This is a genomic window from Thalassobacillus devorans MSP14, from assembly GCF_000496835.1.
Lineage (GTDB): Bacteria > Bacillota > Bacilli > Bacillales > Halobacillaceae > Thalassobacillus > Thalassobacillus devorans_B.
The window spans coordinates 960,063-976,113 of sequence record NZ_KI543236.1; the positions used below are offsets into that span (position 1 = coordinate 960,063).

The following is a 16,051-nucleotide window of genomic DNA, read 5'->3' on the forward strand; positions in this document are numbered from 1 at the left end:
CTGCATCCTTTATATTCTTTATAAATGGCTCAAGATGAAGATTTCAGCTACACACATGAAGAGGCCGTTTATTACTAAACTGGCTGGATGGGCAGGGAAATGACGAGACTCCCGCGGGAGAAGGGGCTAGGCGAGATCCCACAGGGCGTAGCCCGAGGAAGCTTGCCAGGTCCCCCGCAGGAAAGCGAGTTGTTTCCCAGCCCATCCCATTCTTCTCATGGTAACGGACCCGACTATCTCGAAACTGAGTCTTCAGCAAAAGGGAGCTTTAACTGTAATATCAATAGGGCGATAAATAGTATTAAACTTGTTGTGTATTCATTATGTACAGTTAAGGCTATTGTAGCAAAAATAACCAGGCGATGTAGGATATCATTCGCAAATTCGCTGGATAATATGTTATTTTAGTAAAAACATATGATCTAATTAAAAAAGGTAAGGGAAGGCAGACTATAATTCTGAACCGTCCAGGAATAGTTTCTGACCAGGCGCTTCCGCTTTTCGTGTCTGTCTAGCTTCGGTGCCCAGCGTCTAGTGAACTTCCTGTCCCTTCCCTACGATAAGTCAACATCGGTTCGCCTACGGCTTACCGTGTTTCCTTTATCTCATCAGGGACCGTCCAGTTCATACGCCGCTAAACGGGCACCTCCGCTTTTCGTCTTGTCTAGCTGCAGCGCCTAGCGACTCGTGTACTTCCGCTTTTCGTGTCTGTAAAGAAAATATGTTGACAAAAGGTTAAAATATATTTACAATTACTCTTGTTGCCATGAGGTGATATTTATGAAATTTCCGCTACAAAAACTCAAGCAGGCTGGCGATGAGCCGTTTGTATTTGAAGATGATGTAGATATTAGTGAACTAGAAGAAATGAAGAATGATATTCGCCGCATTGATCCCGTCCATGTCAAAGGACAGGCGACGATGGTGGGAGAAGAAATCACTTTCCAATTCACTATCGATGGGAAGATGATTCTTCCATGTGCCCGCACACTGGTCGATGTAGAATATCCATTTCACGTTGATGCTATTGAAGTCTTTTCCGTTTCCCCTTTTTATGAGGAAGAGGATGAGTCAGAAATTCATCCAGTGGATGGAGAAGTTCTTGACTTGACGCCTTATATAAAGGAAAATGTACTCTTGGAGGTTCCTTTTCGCGTGTTTTCTGAAAAACAGGAAGCATATGATCAGGCACCACAGGAAGGTCAAGGCTGGCAACTGGTCACCGAGGAAGCACAGGAGAAAAAAGTGGATCCTCGAATGGCTAAACTGCAATCATTACTCAATGATAATCAAAACGAAGACTGAGAAAATCCCAATAGAGATTTTCGATCGATTGAAGGAGGTGTAGAACATGGCAGTACCAAAGCGAAAAACTTCTAAAAAAGTGAAGAACCAACGTCGTACCCACAAAAAACTTCACGTACCTGGCATGGTGGAATGCTCCAACTGCGGAGAGTACACGAAGCCTCACCATGTTTGCAAATCTTGTGGACATTATGATGGAAAGCAAGTAGTCGAACAATAAGCAAGCAGAAAGGATGTCTGATAATCTCAGGCATCTTTTTTTATACTTTAGGAAAGTTTAACTTAATTAAAGGATTAAAGTATAAGAAAAAACTAAGGCTTTCGCCATAAGGACTTGGCGATAAGCCAAGTTTTTCTAATAGTATTTCGTATGTATGAAATCTAATATGACGTATTACAGGAGAGATAACGATGAAGTATGAAACGATTACATATGAAGTGATTCCTGACAAATATGCTAAGATTACGCTGAATCGTCCGGAAAAAATGAATGCCGTATCAAAGCAGATGACTGCAGAGCTTTCTCAGGCACTGGGGGAGGCGAAAGAGGCAGATGGGTTGAAATGCCTGGTCATCACCGGAAGTGGGGAAAAGGCTTTTTGTACCGGCGGGGATTTAAAAGACCTGCATGGAGATATGGATGCGAGCGAGGCTTTTCAAACACTATACCCGATGAAAGAAGTCGTCTATCAGCTGGCTTCCTTTCCTTTGCCAACCATCGCCCTGCTGAACGGACAGGCACGGGGAGGAGGATGTGAGATAGCGACAGCGTGTGATATCCGCTATGCAGTCAACGATGCTTCCTACGGCTTTGTCCAGGGGAAACTGGGAATCACCCCGGGATGGGGCGGTGGGGCGTTGTTATATGAAAAAATCCGTCCGGAATTTGCTTTCCAATGGATCATGGAGGCAGACATGTATGACAGTGAACGTGTGAAAGCCATCGGCTGGGCGCATCGTCTGATTAACAGGGAAGAATTGGAAGATGCGGAGAATCTGATTGGTCAATTCCTTGATAAGTCAGTAGAGCAAATGCAAGTCTGGAAAAAACAATATGATAAAAAACTATCCATGATATCTTTATCTCCTGTGATGGATGAAGAAGTTCTTACATGCTCCCGGCTATGGGAATCGGAAGAACATAAGGAAGCGGTCAAACGGTTCATGACCCGTCGCTCCTAGAAGATAACTTCTAATTTATTAACTTATTCTATTAAACCTCTGTCTTGCATACATATAAAGCAAACGATAGAGGAGGGATGGAATGGACGTCAATCGACAGGATGCCTGGAAAGAAGAAGAAGATTTACTTTTGGCTGAAACGGTTCTACGCTGCATCCGGCAGGGCAGAACGCAATTGGAGGCTTTCCGGGAAGTAGCTGATAAACTTTCCCGGACTCCAGCGGCCTGTGGTTTCCGCTGGAATGCGAATGTCCGCAAACACTATCAGCAAGCGATTGAAACGGCTAAAAGTGAGAGAAAAAGAAAGCAGCATGTACCAGTATCAAATACAGAAGCTCCCATTAATATGTCATTGGATGATGCAATATCTCTATTGACCCAAATGAAAGAGAAGCAGAATACCGAGGATCATCTTCCGATTATGGAAGACCGGCTGAAATTGTTATCAGAAGAAAACCAGGCGCTTAAGGCGGCTGTTACCCGTTATCAATCTGCCTGGAAGGAAGTAGAGAAGTTGATGGCATGGGTACAGAAAGATCAGAACTTAACGGTATAATGATAATTTTATTGCTGAAAAATAACAGAAGCCACGCTATTGGAATCTATAGCGCGGCTTATTTTATACGTTACGAACATATAACATGTTAAAGAGTTGAAGTATAAGAAACTTCGAAGGCTTTCTCACACTTATTCGCTGCTTTCACCTGAATCTTTTTCGTTGACCCCTGCAGGCATCCAGATCAATGGATTTTCCCCAAGGTCCCTCTCCATATCATATTGAGCTTTCTGGAAGCCCATTTTCTCCCAAAATCCATGAGATTTGATACGAGGATTCGTTTTGATCGGTAAATTGTAGCTTTTTGCAAAGTCTACTAATGCTTTCCCATAACCTTTTCCCCGGTAATCCGGGAGCACTTCCAGTTTCCATAGCTCTAAATAATCCTGGGAAGGATCGAAATATTGGTCGTATTTCGCATCGACACGATACAAACTCATCCGTGCGATTAAAGCGTTTCCATAATAAATCCCGAAAAAAGGAGACTCACTGTCATTTTCCACAATATTGCTCTGCAGGTCTTCCAGCATAGAAAGTTCCTGGTTGCCATATTCTTTGAACCGCTTGAATTCTTCAAGGGTTTTATAATTTACTAATAAACGTTCCACTTTGATTGTTTCTAACATGATGCATACCCCTTTCTTTTCTCTGTACCCTTATTATAATATAAAAATTTTCAGAATGAAATGTGCAATTGACTGAACGCTCAATTTCATGAAAAAAATTAGTACTGAGCTTTTTGATAGTTTGCTACAATAATTGTTAATCATAACAGGGATTGGAGGTGCAGGCGTGGAAATAGGTATCATTGGTGGTGGGGCTGTTGGTTTATTGATGGCACATTATTTGGGAAAAAGAAATGAGGTAACATTGTATGTCAGACGGCTGGAACAAATGAAACAGGTGAATGAACATGGAGTCGAATTAGATGGATGTTCCGATACAGTGAAAGTAAACGCCCGGATTGCTGAAAATCTTCCCCGTCATGATATTACCTTCGTATGTGTCAAACAGCATCATCTGGAGGGTCTAATGCCCATCCTGGAAGAAGCTGGTGATGATGAGACATTGGTTTTTCTTCAAAATGGCATGGGCCATCTGGATAGGGTCAACAGTCTTTTTTCAGGTGTATTGGTAGGTGTCACCGAGCACGGAGCGTTAAAGACTTCTGACTGCGCGGTGCGTCACACTGGAAAAGGTGTGATAAGAATGGCTGCGGTGGAAAACGCCAGGAATGTAGATGGACTTGTGGAGCAGTTGAGCCGCGATGATTTTCCGTTTATCGCAGAGCGGAACTATTACCCAATGCTAGCTAAGAAGCTTGTAGTCAATGCGGTCATCAATCCATTGACTGCTATATTTGAGGTCCGTAATGGCCAATTACTGGAGAATCCATTCCTCTATGACATTGCGAGGAGTCTTTGCCGGGAAGCGTGCCAGGTACTGCAGCTAAACTTTCAGGAGGAATGGAAAAATACAAAAAGGGTGGCCGGGGCGACAGCTTCAAACTTTTCTTCCATGTATAAAGATGTTTCTGAAGGGCGGATTTCAGAAGTTGAAGCAATCACAGGCTATCTATTGAACAGGACTGATTATCTTCCTGCTCATTCATTCATCTATCAGGCTATCAAAGCGAAAGAATTCGCAAAAAGAAAGGAGGGAGATCATGGGTGATGTACTGATTTATATCTATGCTGCCGTACTAACGATGCCAATCCCTGTCTTATTTATGTTCTACTTTATCTACCGAAAAATCTACCGGCATAAATGGAAAGCGATTCACAAGACGACTAACCTGGCTACGTTTCTGTTTATTCTATCTGTGGACCTATTAGCAAGAGTCCTGTTTGATCAATCCTTTTTTGGTTACATTCTATTGTTGCTGCTGCTGATACTGGCAGGAGCGGTCATTATTCAGTACCGTCTTCATGAAGAAGTTGTCTTTAAGCGCGCCTGGAAAGGGTTCTGGAGATTCAATTCTTTGCTTTTCGGAGTCCTGTATATCGGTCTAAGCTTATATGGGTTGACGGGTAAACTGCTCACCTTATAAACATAATATGTGAATTACACTCTCCTTTTTTGTACAATACATAAGTATACATAAATAGAATGAAAAGGAGACCTTCGCATATGCGCATCGATCCAATTGATATAAAAACGAATAACGCCCTCGTCCATGATTATCGCAATTCCATGGAGCGCGTACAGGATAAGTTCCACTATCATCCTTTTCAATCATCTGTCTTTGCAAAGCGGAAAGAAGATTTGAAGGAGCAGTCCTGCCAGCGGGGTGAACTGGTACATGTGTTACAGGAAATCAATGAGGAGTGGGATGCCCCAAGAAGTACCGTTGAGAATATTGACCGGTTAAAAGATCCTGAAAGTACGGTCATCATCGGGGGTCAACAGGCAGGGCTCATAACCGGTCCGTTATATTCGGTTCATAAACTGATTTCTATTATTGATCTGGCCAGGAAAGCCGAAAAAGAGTGTGGCACGCCCGTGATCCCTGTGTTTTGGATAGCAGGAGAAGACCATGACTTTGATGAAATCAATCATTTATTTCTACCAAAAGAAAATCGCATGAAAAAATATCAGGTGGGACAAGTACCAGTTCAAAAAGCTTCGGTAAGTGACTTGCCGCTGGAACATGAGGCAGTGGAAACGTGGCTTGCAGATCTTTTCACCCAATTAGAAGAAACGGGCTACTCCAAAGACCTGCATCATGAAATCAAACAGGAGCTATACCAGTCTGAAAGCTATGTGGACTTTTTCGCCCGCATGATTTATAAGCTGTTTCGTCAGGAAGGGGTCGTCCTGGTCGATTCTCATCATCCGAAGTTTAGAAAACTGGAATCTGCTCACTTTAAAACAATGATCCATAACCAGACGCAGATTACACAAGGTGTATACGCGGCGTGGCAGCAAAACATGCAGCAAGGTTATCCGGTTTCACTGGACTGCGATCTGTCGGATGCCCACCTGTTTCTGCATCAGGACGGAGATAGGATACTATTAATAACAGGGGAAGATGGCCGCTATTACGGCAAGCAGCAGGAAGTGGTCCTGACGAAGGAAGAGCTTCTTGAAATTGCAGATCAGGAACCGGAACGTCTTAGCAACAACGTCGTCACACGGCCGCTGATGCAGGAGTTAATGTTCCCTACACTTGCGTTTATCGGGGGACCGGGGGAAATTAGTTACTGGTCGGTACTGAAACCTGCTTTTGAAGCGATTGGGCTGAAAATGCCACCGGTTGTTCCACGATTATCTTTCACTTTTATTGATCGTAAAGCGGCAAAATATATGGAGACCTTTCAATTGAAGGTTAAAGATGTAATTGAACGAGGGGTTGCGCATGAAAAGACAGCGTGGCTGACTTCTCAAAGCTATCCACCTTTAGAAGTAATCACAGACCAGGTGAAAATGGAAATCGAACGGATCCACCAGCCCTTAAGAGAAAAGGCTGCTGATATTAGAAGTGACGTCGCACAGCTGGCAGAAAAGAATCTTGCCTACCTCTTCCAGGATATTGAGTTTCTGGAAAAGCGTATGTCCAAGGCAATAGAAGAAAAACATGCCAACGAGCTGCGTAAGTTTGACTATTTAGACTTGGCATTACATCCTGGAGGAGGTCTTCAGGAGCGGATGTGGGGAGTGCTCCCTTGGATCAACCAGTTTGGATGGAATATTTTTGAAGAAATTCTCCACCATGAGATGAGATTTGAAACACCCCATTATGGGATTTACATGTAGTATCCCCCACCATCCTCCACCCAATTGTCAAAAAACGTGTAAAAGCTTGATATAATAACAATTTGCAGTCGAAAAACAAAGAAGGAATCCTGCTCATTTGAGCAGGATTTTTTTTGTTGTGGGGCGAAAGTGTATGTTAATGTGGAGGAAAGTGGGGGAATGTGGTACACTGGATTTATTCAGAAAGTGGGGAAGACTCTATGTTCATGGGCGAATTCCAGCACAGCATTGATACGAAGGGAAGAATCATTGTTCCTGCCAAGTTCCGTGAGGGCCTGGGGGATACTTTCGTGCTGACCAGAGGACTGGATCAATGCTTGTTTGCTTACCCAATGACCGAATGGAGGATCCTTGAAGAAAAACTGAAAAAACTCCCACTGACTAAAAAAGACGCCCGCGCCTTCACACGTTTTTTCTTCTCAGGTGCAGTAGAATGCGAAGTGGACAAGCAGGGAAGAGTAAATATCGCACAACCTTTGAGGAATTTCGCAGATCTTGAGAAAGAATGTGTTGTCATCGGTGTCTCTAACCGGATTGAATTCTGGGCGAAGGACAAATGGGAAACCTATTTTGAGGAATCTGAAGAGTCCTTTGCGGAGATTGCTGAAAATATGATGGATTTTGATATTTAATTGGAAAAAGAAGCGGGTGATTGGATGTTTGATCATTTTAGTGTATTGAAAAAAGAAGCTGTCGAAGGTTTGCAGGTACAGCCAGATGGTACATACGTCGATTGTACACTTGGCGGAGGTGGACACACGGAAGCCATTTGTGAGCAGTTAAGCGCAAGTGGAAGATTGATTGCCTTCGATCAGGATGAAATGGCACTTAAGGCAGCCAAAGAGAGGCTTGAACCTCATCAAAACAAAATTATTTTTGTCCATGCGAATTTTAGTGAATTAGAACTGCAATTAGAAAGATTAGGCATCGAACACGTGGATGGCATCCTGTTCGACCTTGGAGTTTCCAGTCCCCAACTCGATGTGAAAGAGCGTGGGTTCAGTTATCAAAACGATGCACCGCTGGACATGCGGATGAATCAGCAGGAGACATTCTCGGCATTTCAGGTCATCAATGAGTGGCCGTATGAAAAGCTGGTAAAGATTTTCTTTAAATATGGAGAAGAAAAATTCTCAAAACAAATCGCACGAAAAATAGAAGCAAGAAGAAAAGAAAAACCGATTGAAACGACATTTGAACTCGTCGATATCATTAAAGACGCAATACCCGCTCCAGCACGAAGAAAAGGCGGGCACCCGGCCAAACGCGTATTTCAGGCGATACGGATTGCTGTCAATGACGAACTTGGAGTATTCAGTAATGTACTGGATCAGGCAGCCCGTTCGGTGGCCGTCAACGGACGGATTGCCGTGATAACTTTTCATTCTTTAGAAGACAGGATATGTAAACAGGCCTTTAAAAAGTGGAGCAGCAACCCGCCGATACCTAAAAATATCCCGGTCATACCCGAGGAAAAGAAACCTCCTTTCAGGCTTGTGACCAGAAAACCTATTGTGCCGGATGAGTCGGAATTGGAGAATAATCGCCGGTCGCGATCTGCTAAATTAAGAATCGTAGAGAAAGTGAAAGACTGGACGGAAGAATTCAAAATGGATGAAAGGTGGAACCAATGATGAATGCAGAACAAATTAAACACATACAACACCAGGAGCAGGAACAAACACAAAAACAGGTAAAGGTTAAAGTCCAGAAGAAGAGATGGATTTCAAGAGGAGAAAAATTCCTTTATACGGTGGCAAGTGGAATAGTACTTGCAGCTTCCGTTTTTATGGTACAATTTTCTTCGACGACGGATTCTCTGAACCGGGATGTACAAAAACTGGAACATCAGGTGAAAGTCCAGAAAGCTACCAATGAAAGTCTCAAATACGAAGTGAAAGAATTGAGCAACCCGGATCGCATACTTAAAATCGCCAAGGAAAACGGTCTTAAAATCCAGAACGCTAAAGTTAAACAGGCTTCAACTTTCGGAAATTAACAAACAGATTGTGGTGAGCATCTTATGATGAAGAGCAAGAATACCCAGCGGATGGCTAAAGTATGGATGTTGTTTTTTACGCTGCTATTTATGTTATTGGCAGGACGATTTTTATACATCCAGACAACAGGAGAAGTGCAGGGGATCGATCTGAATGAGTGGGCGGATAAGAAACGGACAAGCGCTTATCAACTCGATGCTACCCGCGGCCGGATCTTGGATCAGAATGGCATGACGCTGGCTTATGACCGCCCGACTTATAGGCTGTATGCCATCGTGGATGAAGCATATTCTACGAACCTGGAGGAGCCAAAGCATGTAACCGATCCGGAAAAGACGGCGGAAATGCTGGCTCCTTTATTAGATATGAAAGCAAGTGATATCGAATCCCGTATAGAATCAGGGATTGAAAATGAGAGGTTTCAGGTGGAGTTCGGCTCCGCCGGGAAAGATTTATCTCAACAAAAAATGAAAGATATCAAACAGCTGGAGCTACCTGGTATCAATTTCATTGAAGAATCGAAGCGGTATTATCCGAATGGCAAGTTCGCCTCCCACGTCATCGGCTTTTCTCAAACCAAAAACGGACAGAGTAAGGGAGTTACAGGTGTTGAAAAACAAATGCAGGAATATCTGCAGGGTAGTCCAGGGAGAATCTCTTACCAGCGCGATAAATACGGGGTGAAACTCCTTGACCCTAAAGAAGTGATCAAAAAGCCGGATGATGGGGACGATGTCATGCTGACGATCGACCAGAAAATCCAGACGTTTTTAGAAGATGCCATGAGCCAGGTCGAACAACAATATAAACCAAAGCGGATCATGGCGGCTGTCATGGACCCGGATACAGGGGAAATACTGGCACTTGGAAACCGTCCAAGCTACAACCCGAACCATATCAAAGAGGTGGAGAACTGGTATAACGATATCGTTTCCTATCCATTTGAGCCCGGATCGACGATGAAGATTTTCACATGGGCTGCAGCAATGGAAGAAGGGGTCTATAACGGTTCGGAAAAATTCAAATCCGGAAACTATCAATTTGATGAAGGAAGCCGGCCAATATATGACCACCGCCGGGAAGGTTGGGGGAGCATCACTTATGATCAGGGGATGCGGTATTCCTCCAATGTTGCTGCAGCAAAATTGGCCAAGGAAAAAATAGGGTTAGAAAAATTCCGTCATTATCTGGAGGAGTTTGGTTTTGGACAAAAAACCGGAATTGATTTACCAGGGGAGGCAACAGGCAAAATCCTTTATAACTGGCCTGTCGAAAAATTGACCACTGCCTTCGGTCAAGGGACTACTACTACTCCAATTCAATTATTAACTGCAGCCAGCGCAGTTGCTAATGATGGTAAAATGATGCAGCCATATGTACTCTCAAAAGTTTTGGATAGTGAATCAGGGGAAGTGAAAAGTGAAAATAAACCGGAAACGATCGGAGAACCGATTTCGCCGGAAACCGCTAAGCAAATGCGTGATCTGCTGGGAACGGTCGTTTCAGATGAAGATGCTACCGGTAACATCTATAAGCTGAATGATTACAGCATGGCCGGTAAAACCGGTACAGCTCAAATCCCTGATCCCGAAACAGGAAGATACATGACAGGCAAAAACAATTATATTTTTTCATTCCTCGGTATGGCACCTAAAGATGACCCTGAACTGTTGATTTATGTTGCAGTCCAGCAGCCGGAACTGGAAGTGACCGAGTATGGACCGGAACCTGTCGCGCATATTGTCAAGACAGTGACAGAGAACAGTCTTCATTATCTCGATATCCGTCCGGACCAGCAGTCCAAAGAAACAGTCGATCTTAAAGAAATTCCTGAAGTAAAAGGAGACTCTGTCAAGAAAGCGAAAGAGAAGCTCGGAAATGATTTCAACAGAGTGACGGTGATTGGCTCGGAAGACGGTAAAGTTGAAAAAGTATACCCGGAAGAAGGGACCTCGGTCCTTCCTAATCAAAGGATCTTCCTGGTGACTGAAAACCCGACCATGCCTGATATAACTGGATGGTCAGCAAGAGATGTCTTTCATTTTGCCGATATGTTCCATTTGAAAGTTGAAACAATGGGAAATGGATTTGCTTATAAACAGAGCGCACCACCAGGTGCAGAAATACAGGACGGGGGTTATTTAGTAGTCGAATTCCAGCCGCCCGGAATGGAAGAAGGAGAAGAAGAGGAAACAGAACCCGAAGGGGAAAACTGACTCTTCTTCCTGATGGAGCAGTGTTCTAATCGTTTTTTGACTGTCATATAGTGATACAAGCTAAGTCTATGCGCGAAAGGAGCCAAATTGATGAAGCGCGTATCACTCGTAACAGTCAGAAAACGGTTGATCACTGTTTTTATTTTGGCAGCAGTTATATTTTTGATCATTATGACCCGGCTTGGATATGTCCAATTTGTGCTGGGTGATTTTCTTGTTTCAGATGCAGAAGAATCATGGAGCAGAGATATCACATTTGAACCGGAAAGAGGTAAGATTCTGGACACCGAAGGGGAGGTTTTGGTGGGTAACGTCTCGGCCCCTACAGTGATGGTCGTGCCGAGACAGATAAAGGAACCGAAAAAAGCAGCACGAGAGTTAGCAAGGATTTTGGACATGCCGTTGGAAAAGGCTTACCAGCATGTTACAAAAAACATTTCCATAGAAAGAATCCATCCAGAAGGAAGAAAAATTTCCGAGGAGCAGGCAAAAGCAATACAGGGGTTAAGAATGGAAGGGATTTATGTTGCCCAGGATTCAAAACGCTACTATCCTAACGGAGAGTTTCTTTCGCATGTACTTGGTTTCACAGGTATCGATAATCAGGGACTGATGGGGCTTGAGGCGTATTATGATGAACAATTAAGCGGAAACCCAGGCTATTTATCTTTTTATTCGGATGCGAAAGGAAAACGGATGCCGAACAAAGCGGATGTTTATGAGCCGCCTAAAGATGGAATGGACTTACAACTCACCATCGATCAACGCGTCCAGACAATAATAGAGCGTGAACTGGATATTGCTGTCTCCAAATATGAGCCGGATGGTGCTGTGGCAATTGCCGTCGACCCGAATACCGGACGTGTGCTGGGGATGTCGTCGAGACCTAATTTCCACCCGGAGAATTACCAGGATGTCGACCCTTCCGTGTATAATCGAAATTTACCGGTATGGAGTACATATGAGCCTGGTTCCACATTTAAGATTATCACCCTGGCAGCTGCACTGGAGGAAAATCTCGTTGATCTGCATGAAGATCACTACCATGATTCCGGTTCGATCAATGTGGATGGGGCAAAGATAAGGTGCTGGAAAAAAGGCGGTCATGGGGATCAGACTTATTTGGAAGTCGTACAAAATTCCTGTAACCCTGGATTTGTAACCTTGGGACAAAAGCTCGGAAAAGAAAAATTATTCAATTATATTGATGCTTTCGGTTTTGGGGAAAAAACAGGAATAGATTTGCAAGGAGAAGGGAAAGGGATATTGTTTAAGCCGGAAAACGTCGGTCCGGTCGAACTTGCGACAACAGCCTTTGGTCAAGGGGTCTCGGTCACCCCTATCCAGCAGGTGATGGCTGTCGCAGCGGCTGTAAACGGTGGATACTTATATGAACCTTATATACAAGAAGCCTGGAGAGATCCAGTGACAGGTGAAATAGTGGAAAAAAATGAACCGAAAATGAAACAAAGAATCATTTCCGAAGAAACATCAAAAGAAGTCAGTAAAGCCCTGGAGAGCGTTGTTGCCAAAGGATCGGGGCGGGGAGCATATGTCGAAGGGTATCGCGTCGGTGGAAAGACTGGTACTGCTCAGAAGGTAGGCAAGGATGGGAAATATATGAGCAATAATCATATCGTATCCTTTATCGGTTTTGCACCTGCGGATGATCCTGAACTTGTCGTCTATTTAGCGGTGGATAATCCGAAAAACACCATCCAGTTCGGTGGTGTGGTAGCTGCTCCGCTGGTTGGCAACATCATGGAAGACAGCTTGCGTGCACTTGGTGTAGAACAGAGAAAAGGCGGTCTGGAAAAAGAATACAAGTGGCCGGATCAGCCGATGGTGGAGATGCCTGATTTAGTCGGATTGGAAAAGGATGAACTTGAAACTTACCTTATCGATCTCAATGTAAAAGTAAGCGGCGAAGGGGATAAAGTTATTGAACAAGCGCCTGAGCCTGGCGTAAAGTTAGAAACGGGATCGCCTGTGCGTGTATACTTAGGGAAATGACTTTTTATCTTTTAAAGAATTCACCTTTATAAGTATTAAGTATAGGAAAAACAAAGGCTTCTGCCATAAGTGCATCGATGCTAGACAGGTTTTCCTGATTAAATTTTCTTCTGTCATCGTGAGATGAAGAAACTTTTGCTATAATAGATGAGAATGTGTTTACAGTTAGGATGATAGAAAATGAAGTTACCAGAATTATTGAGACATATACCAAATTTTCAAACAAATAAATCACTGAAGGATATCGAGATTACCGGGGTGGAAATGGACTCGCGAAATGTGAAAGAAGGAGATCTATTCATTTGTCTCCCTGGCGATCATTTCGATGGTCATGATTTTGCTTCGCAGGCGGTGAAGCAGGGAGCTGCTGCGCTTATCTGTGAACGTCCGCTTGATGTTTCCATCCCCTATATTGTTGTACCCGATACAAACAGGGCGATGGGAAGCATAGCCAACACGTTTTATCAGTATCCTACCACTTCCATGCAATTGATCGGAATTACCGGTACGAACGGAAAAACGTCCGTCAGTTATCTGCTTGAGGAAATTTTTCAAATGAACAGACACCAGACCGGCTTGATTGGTACGATCCAAATGAAAATAAATGAGTCGGTGTATCCGGTAAGGAATACGACACCAGACTCTTTGTTTTTGCAAAAAAGTTTCCAGGAGATGAAGGAACGTAATGTAGACACTGCAATAATGGAAGTGTCTTCTCACGCATTGGATAAAGGACGTGTCCACGGCTGCGATTTTGATGTAGCGGTTTTTACGAACCTTAGTCAGGACCACTTGGATTATCACGGGAATATGGATGAGTACCTCCATGCTAAATCACTGCTGTTTGCTCAATTGGGGAATACCTTTAACCCGGAGAATCCGAAGTTCGCTATCATCAATGCAGATGATCCGGCAGCCGATGTCATGATACGTAGTACGGCCCAGCCGGTTCTTAGTTATGGGATTCAAAAAGAAGCAGCAATCATGGCTGATCATCTTCATTTACATGAAAAAGGTACGACGTTTACATTGACAACCCCAGAAGGAGGAATTACCATCAACAGCAGTCTGATGGGGAAATTCAATGTCTACAATATGCTTGCCGCAGCAGGTGCGGCTATCGCTTCCGGGGTGGAACTGGATGTAATTAAGCAAGCTCTCGAATCTACCAAAGGCGTCCGCGGACGGTTTGAGCCAGTGGAGGAAGGGCAATCCTTCGGCATAGTCATCGATTACGCCCACACCCCCGACTCTCTTCATAATGTACTGCAGACGATGCAGGAATTCTGTCGGGGCAAAGTAAGGGTTGTTGTAGGTTGCGGAGGAGACCGTGACCGCACGAAGCGCCCGTTGATGGCTGATGTAGCAATGGAATTCGGGGATCACGCTATTTTCACTTCGGATAACCCGCGGACAGAATCTCCAGAGCAGATACTTGACGACATGGTCGAGCATCTTGAAGCGGGAGGATATGATAGAATCGTTGATCGAAAGGAAGCGATCCGATTTGCCCTGGAACAGGCACAGCCGGGGGATATGGTTTTAATCGCCGGTAAAGGGCATGAGACCTACCAGGAAGTTAACGGCAAACGATACGAATTTGATGACCGTGAAACAGCACGGGAACTTTTAAAGCAGCTAAAGGAGAGTAAATGATGTTATTTGCTGTAAACGAATTGAATGAACTATTCCCGGAATCCAGCGGTGCAGTAAGTGATACGATTCCAATCCGTCATGTAATGACGGATTCGAGAAAAGATAACAAGCAGAGTATGTTCGTGCCTATCGTTGGCGAAAATTTCGATGCCCATGAATTTCTCAAACAAGCGATTGAAAACGGTGCTGTCGCATCGTTATGGCAGAAAGACAGGGAAGTGCCTCGGTATGTACCGACGGATTTCCCGTTGTTTTTTGTCGACGACACCTTGGCGGCATTGCAGGCGATGGCGGTATTGTATCTAGAAAAAGTGGACCCGATTGTTATCGGTGTGACGGGCTCAAACGGAAAAACCACTACGAAAGATTTAACGGCATCCGTATTAAGCACTAAATTCCGCACCCATAAAACTGCTGGGAATTTTAATAATCATATTGGTATGCCGTTGACCATTTTTGCTATGCCTGAACATACAGAAGTAGCCGTTCTGGAAATGGGAATGAGCAAGGCAGGAGAAATTGAAGTATTGAGCCATTTAGCTAAGCCGGATTACGCGATCATAACGAACATCGGCGAATCTCATATTGAATATTTAGGAAGCCGGGAGGGGATTGCTAAGGCAAAGCTGGAAATAAAAGCAGGGCTTAAAAATGAAGGGGCTTTGATTTTTGATGGTGATGAACCTCTGCTCGCAGAAGAGTTGAAAGATGAAAACAATTGGGGATGCGGTACGGGGCCTCAAAATCGTTCCCGCATTGAAAACCTGGAATTGTCGGACGACAACAGCCGTTTTTCAATTGCTGGTGTCGACTACGAATTACCGCTTGCCGGGAAGCATAATGTTAAAAATGCAAGCTTCGTCATTACCCTTGCACGTCTTTTGAAAATGACAACGGAGCAGATTCAAAACGGCTTGCACAACTTAGAAGTTACTGGCATGCGATTCGAAAGGCTGAAAGGCAAGCACGGGTCGTTGATTATCAATGATGCTTATAACGCTTCTCCAACTTCGATGAAAGCTGTCATCGAAGTCATCAAGGGAATGAAAGAAAAGTCCCATAAAGTACTTGTGCTTGGCGATATCTATGAACTTGGAACCCACGCGAAACAAATGCATCGATCGGTTGCTGAAGCGATTGATGACACGATTGCGGCAGTATTTACGTATGGCGAAGATGCCAATCAAATTAGTGAGGCCGTTCATGAGAAAAATTCTGCTATAAGAACCGAACATTTCTCCGATAAGGGGGAACTTGCACAAATACTGGAAAAAGAATTGGGTGAGGATACAGTCATTCTGGTGAAAGCATCCCGGGGCGTGAAGCTGGAAACGATCATCGAGACCCTGATAGAAAAGTAACGGACG

Annotated in this window: 15 protein-coding genes; 14 read left to right on the forward strand and 1 reads right to left on the reverse strand. The window is 44.0% G+C overall.

Features of this window, described 5'->3' with window-relative positions; genetic code table 11:
* Positions 1–780: 780 nt before the first annotated feature.
* The 4 genes from P855_RS0105775 to P855_RS0105790 all read left to right on the forward strand — a co-directional run bounded on the left by P855_RS0105775 (position 781) and on the right by P855_RS0105790 (position 3,043).
* Positions 781–1,305, forward strand: a complete 525-nt coding sequence (locus P855_RS0105775; RefSeq protein WP_028782671.1) for a YceD family protein — start codon at positions 781–783, stop codon at positions 1,303–1,305.
* Positions 1,306–1,351: 46 nt separating this feature from the next.
* Positions 1,352–1,525, forward strand: coding sequence for a 50S ribosomal protein L32 (gene rpmF / locus P855_RS0105780; protein ID WP_028782672.1), 174 nt, complete (start codon positions 1,352–1,354; stop codon positions 1,523–1,525).
* 191 nt (positions 1,526–1,716) lie between these two features.
* On the forward strand, positions 1,717–2,487 hold the full coding sequence (locus P855_RS0105785; RefSeq protein WP_028782673.1) for an enoyl-CoA hydratase/isomerase family protein: 771 nt from the start codon (positions 1,717–1,719) through the stop codon (positions 2,485–2,487).
* Between the two features lie 82 nt (positions 2,488–2,569).
* Entirely contained in the window at positions 2,570–3,043 is a 474-nt protein-coding gene (locus tag P855_RS0105790) for an RsfA family transcriptional regulator (RefSeq protein WP_028782674.1), read from the forward strand.
* Between the two features lie 131 nt (positions 3,044–3,174).
* Here P855_RS0105790 and P855_RS0105795 read toward each other — a convergent pair whose 3' ends face one another.
* Positions 3,175–3,669 (reverse strand): N-acetyltransferase, encoded by a 495-nt coding sequence (locus P855_RS0105795; protein WP_028782675.1) that lies wholly within the window; start codon positions 3,667–3,669, stop codon positions 3,175–3,177.
* A 166-nt stretch (positions 3,670–3,835) separates the two neighbouring features.
* Here P855_RS0105795 and P855_RS0105800 point away from each other — a divergent pair, with 166 nt between their 5' ends.
* From P855_RS0105800 to P855_RS0105845, 10 genes are all read left to right on the forward strand, one after another.
* Positions 3,836–4,717: a 2-dehydropantoate 2-reductase gene (locus P855_RS0105800; protein WP_028782676.1), complete on the forward strand. Its 882-nt coding sequence runs from the start codon at positions 3,836–3,838 to the stop codon at positions 4,715–4,717.
* Positions 4,710–5,093 (forward strand): DUF3397 domain-containing protein, encoded by a 384-nt coding sequence (locus P855_RS0105805; RefSeq protein WP_028782677.1) that lies wholly within the window; start codon positions 4,710–4,712, stop codon positions 5,091–5,093. Before P855_RS0105800 ends, P855_RS0105805 begins: the two co-directional genes overlap by 8 nt.
* A gap of 80 nt (positions 5,094–5,173) precedes the next feature.
* Positions 5,174–6,799: a bacillithiol biosynthesis cysteine-adding enzyme BshC gene (gene bshC / locus P855_RS0105810; RefSeq protein ID WP_028782678.1), complete on the forward strand. Its 1,626-nt coding sequence runs from the start codon at positions 5,174–5,176 to the stop codon at positions 6,797–6,799.
* 200 nt (positions 6,800–6,999) lie between these two features.
* A complete protein-coding gene (gene mraZ / locus P855_RS0105815; RefSeq protein WP_028782679.1) occupies positions 7,000–7,431 on the forward strand; it encodes a division/cell wall cluster transcriptional repressor MraZ in 432 nt (143 codons plus the stop codon).
* A gap of 24 nt (positions 7,432–7,455) precedes the next feature.
* Positions 7,456–8,433, forward strand: a complete 978-nt coding sequence (gene rsmH, locus P855_RS0105820; protein ID WP_028782680.1) for a 16S rRNA (cytosine(1402)-N(4))-methyltransferase RsmH — start codon at positions 7,456–7,458, stop codon at positions 8,431–8,433.
* A complete protein-coding gene (gene ftsL, locus P855_RS0105825) occupies positions 8,433–8,798 on the forward strand; it encodes a cell division protein FtsL (protein WP_028782681.1) in 366 nt (121 codons plus the stop codon). Before rsmH ends, ftsL begins: the two co-directional genes overlap by 1 nt.
* 24 nt (positions 8,799–8,822) lie before the next feature.
* Positions 8,823–11,015: a penicillin-binding protein gene (locus tag P855_RS0105830; RefSeq protein WP_028782682.1), complete on the forward strand. Its 2,193-nt coding sequence runs from the start codon at positions 8,823–8,825 to the stop codon at positions 11,013–11,015.
* Between the two features lie 90 nt (positions 11,016–11,105).
* On the forward strand, positions 11,106–13,028 hold the full coding sequence (locus P855_RS0105835) for a stage V sporulation protein D (protein ID WP_028782683.1): 1,923 nt from the start codon (positions 11,106–11,108) through the stop codon (positions 13,026–13,028).
* Between the two features lie 180 nt (positions 13,029–13,208).
* Complete coding sequence (locus P855_RS0105840) at positions 13,209–14,684, forward strand: UDP-N-acetylmuramoyl-L-alanyl-D-glutamate--2,6-diaminopimelate ligase (protein ID WP_028782684.1); 1,476 nt, start codon at positions 13,209–13,211, stop codon at positions 14,682–14,684.
* The gene (locus P855_RS0105845; protein ID WP_028782685.1) at positions 14,684–16,045 is read left to right on the forward strand and encodes a UDP-N-acetylmuramoyl-tripeptide--D-alanyl-D-alanine ligase; all 1,362 of its coding nucleotides are present in this window, start codon (positions 14,684–14,686) and stop codon (positions 16,043–16,045) included. Before P855_RS0105840 ends, P855_RS0105845 begins: the two co-directional genes overlap by 1 nt.
* The last annotated feature ends 6 nt before the right edge of the window (positions 16,046–16,051 follow it).

What these genes read in the sequence shown, in the direction of transcription:
- P855_RS0105775 (WP_028782671.1), top strand. Translation starts at nt 781, where the DNA reads ATGAAATTTCCGCTACAAAAACTCAAGCAGGCTGGCGATGAGCCGTTT.
- rpmF (WP_028782672.1), top strand. Translation starts at nt 1,352, where the DNA reads ATGGCAGTACCAAAGCGAAAAACTTCTAAAAAAGTGAAGAACCAACGT.
- P855_RS0105785 (WP_028782673.1), top strand. Translation starts at nt 1,717, where the DNA reads ATGAAGTATGAAACGATTACATATGAAGTGATTCCTGACAAATATGCT.
- P855_RS0105790 (WP_028782674.1), top strand. Translation starts at nt 2,570, where the DNA reads ATGGACGTCAATCGACAGGATGCCTGGAAAGAAGAAGAAGATTTACTT.
- P855_RS0105795 (WP_028782675.1), bottom strand. Translation starts at nt 3,669, where the DNA reads ATGTTAGAAACAATCAAAGTGGAACGTTTATTAGTAAATTATAAAACC.
- P855_RS0105805 (WP_028782677.1), top strand. Translation starts at nt 4,710, where the DNA reads ATGGGTGATGTACTGATTTATATCTATGCTGCCGTACTAACGATGCCA.
- bshC (WP_028782678.1), top strand. Translation starts at nt 5,174, where the DNA reads ATGCGCATCGATCCAATTGATATAAAAACGAATAACGCCCTCGTCCAT.
- mraZ (WP_028782679.1), top strand. Translation starts at nt 7,000, where the DNA reads ATGTTCATGGGCGAATTCCAGCACAGCATTGATACGAAGGGAAGAATC.
- rsmH (WP_028782680.1), top strand. Translation starts at nt 7,456, where the DNA reads ATGTTTGATCATTTTAGTGTATTGAAAAAAGAAGCTGTCGAAGGTTTG.
- ftsL (WP_028782681.1), top strand. Translation starts at nt 8,433, where the DNA reads ATGAATGCAGAACAAATTAAACACATACAACACCAGGAGCAGGAACAA.
- P855_RS0105830 (WP_028782682.1), top strand. Translation starts at nt 8,823, where the DNA reads ATGATGAAGAGCAAGAATACCCAGCGGATGGCTAAAGTATGGATGTTG.
- P855_RS0105835 (WP_028782683.1), top strand. Translation starts at nt 11,106, where the DNA reads ATGAAGCGCGTATCACTCGTAACAGTCAGAAAACGGTTGATCACTGTT.
- P855_RS0105840 (WP_028782684.1), top strand. Translation starts at nt 13,209, where the DNA reads ATGAAGTTACCAGAATTATTGAGACATATACCAAATTTTCAAACAAAT.
- P855_RS0105845 (WP_028782685.1), top strand. Translation starts at nt 14,684, where the DNA reads ATGTTATTTGCTGTAAACGAATTGAATGAACTATTCCCGGAATCCAGC.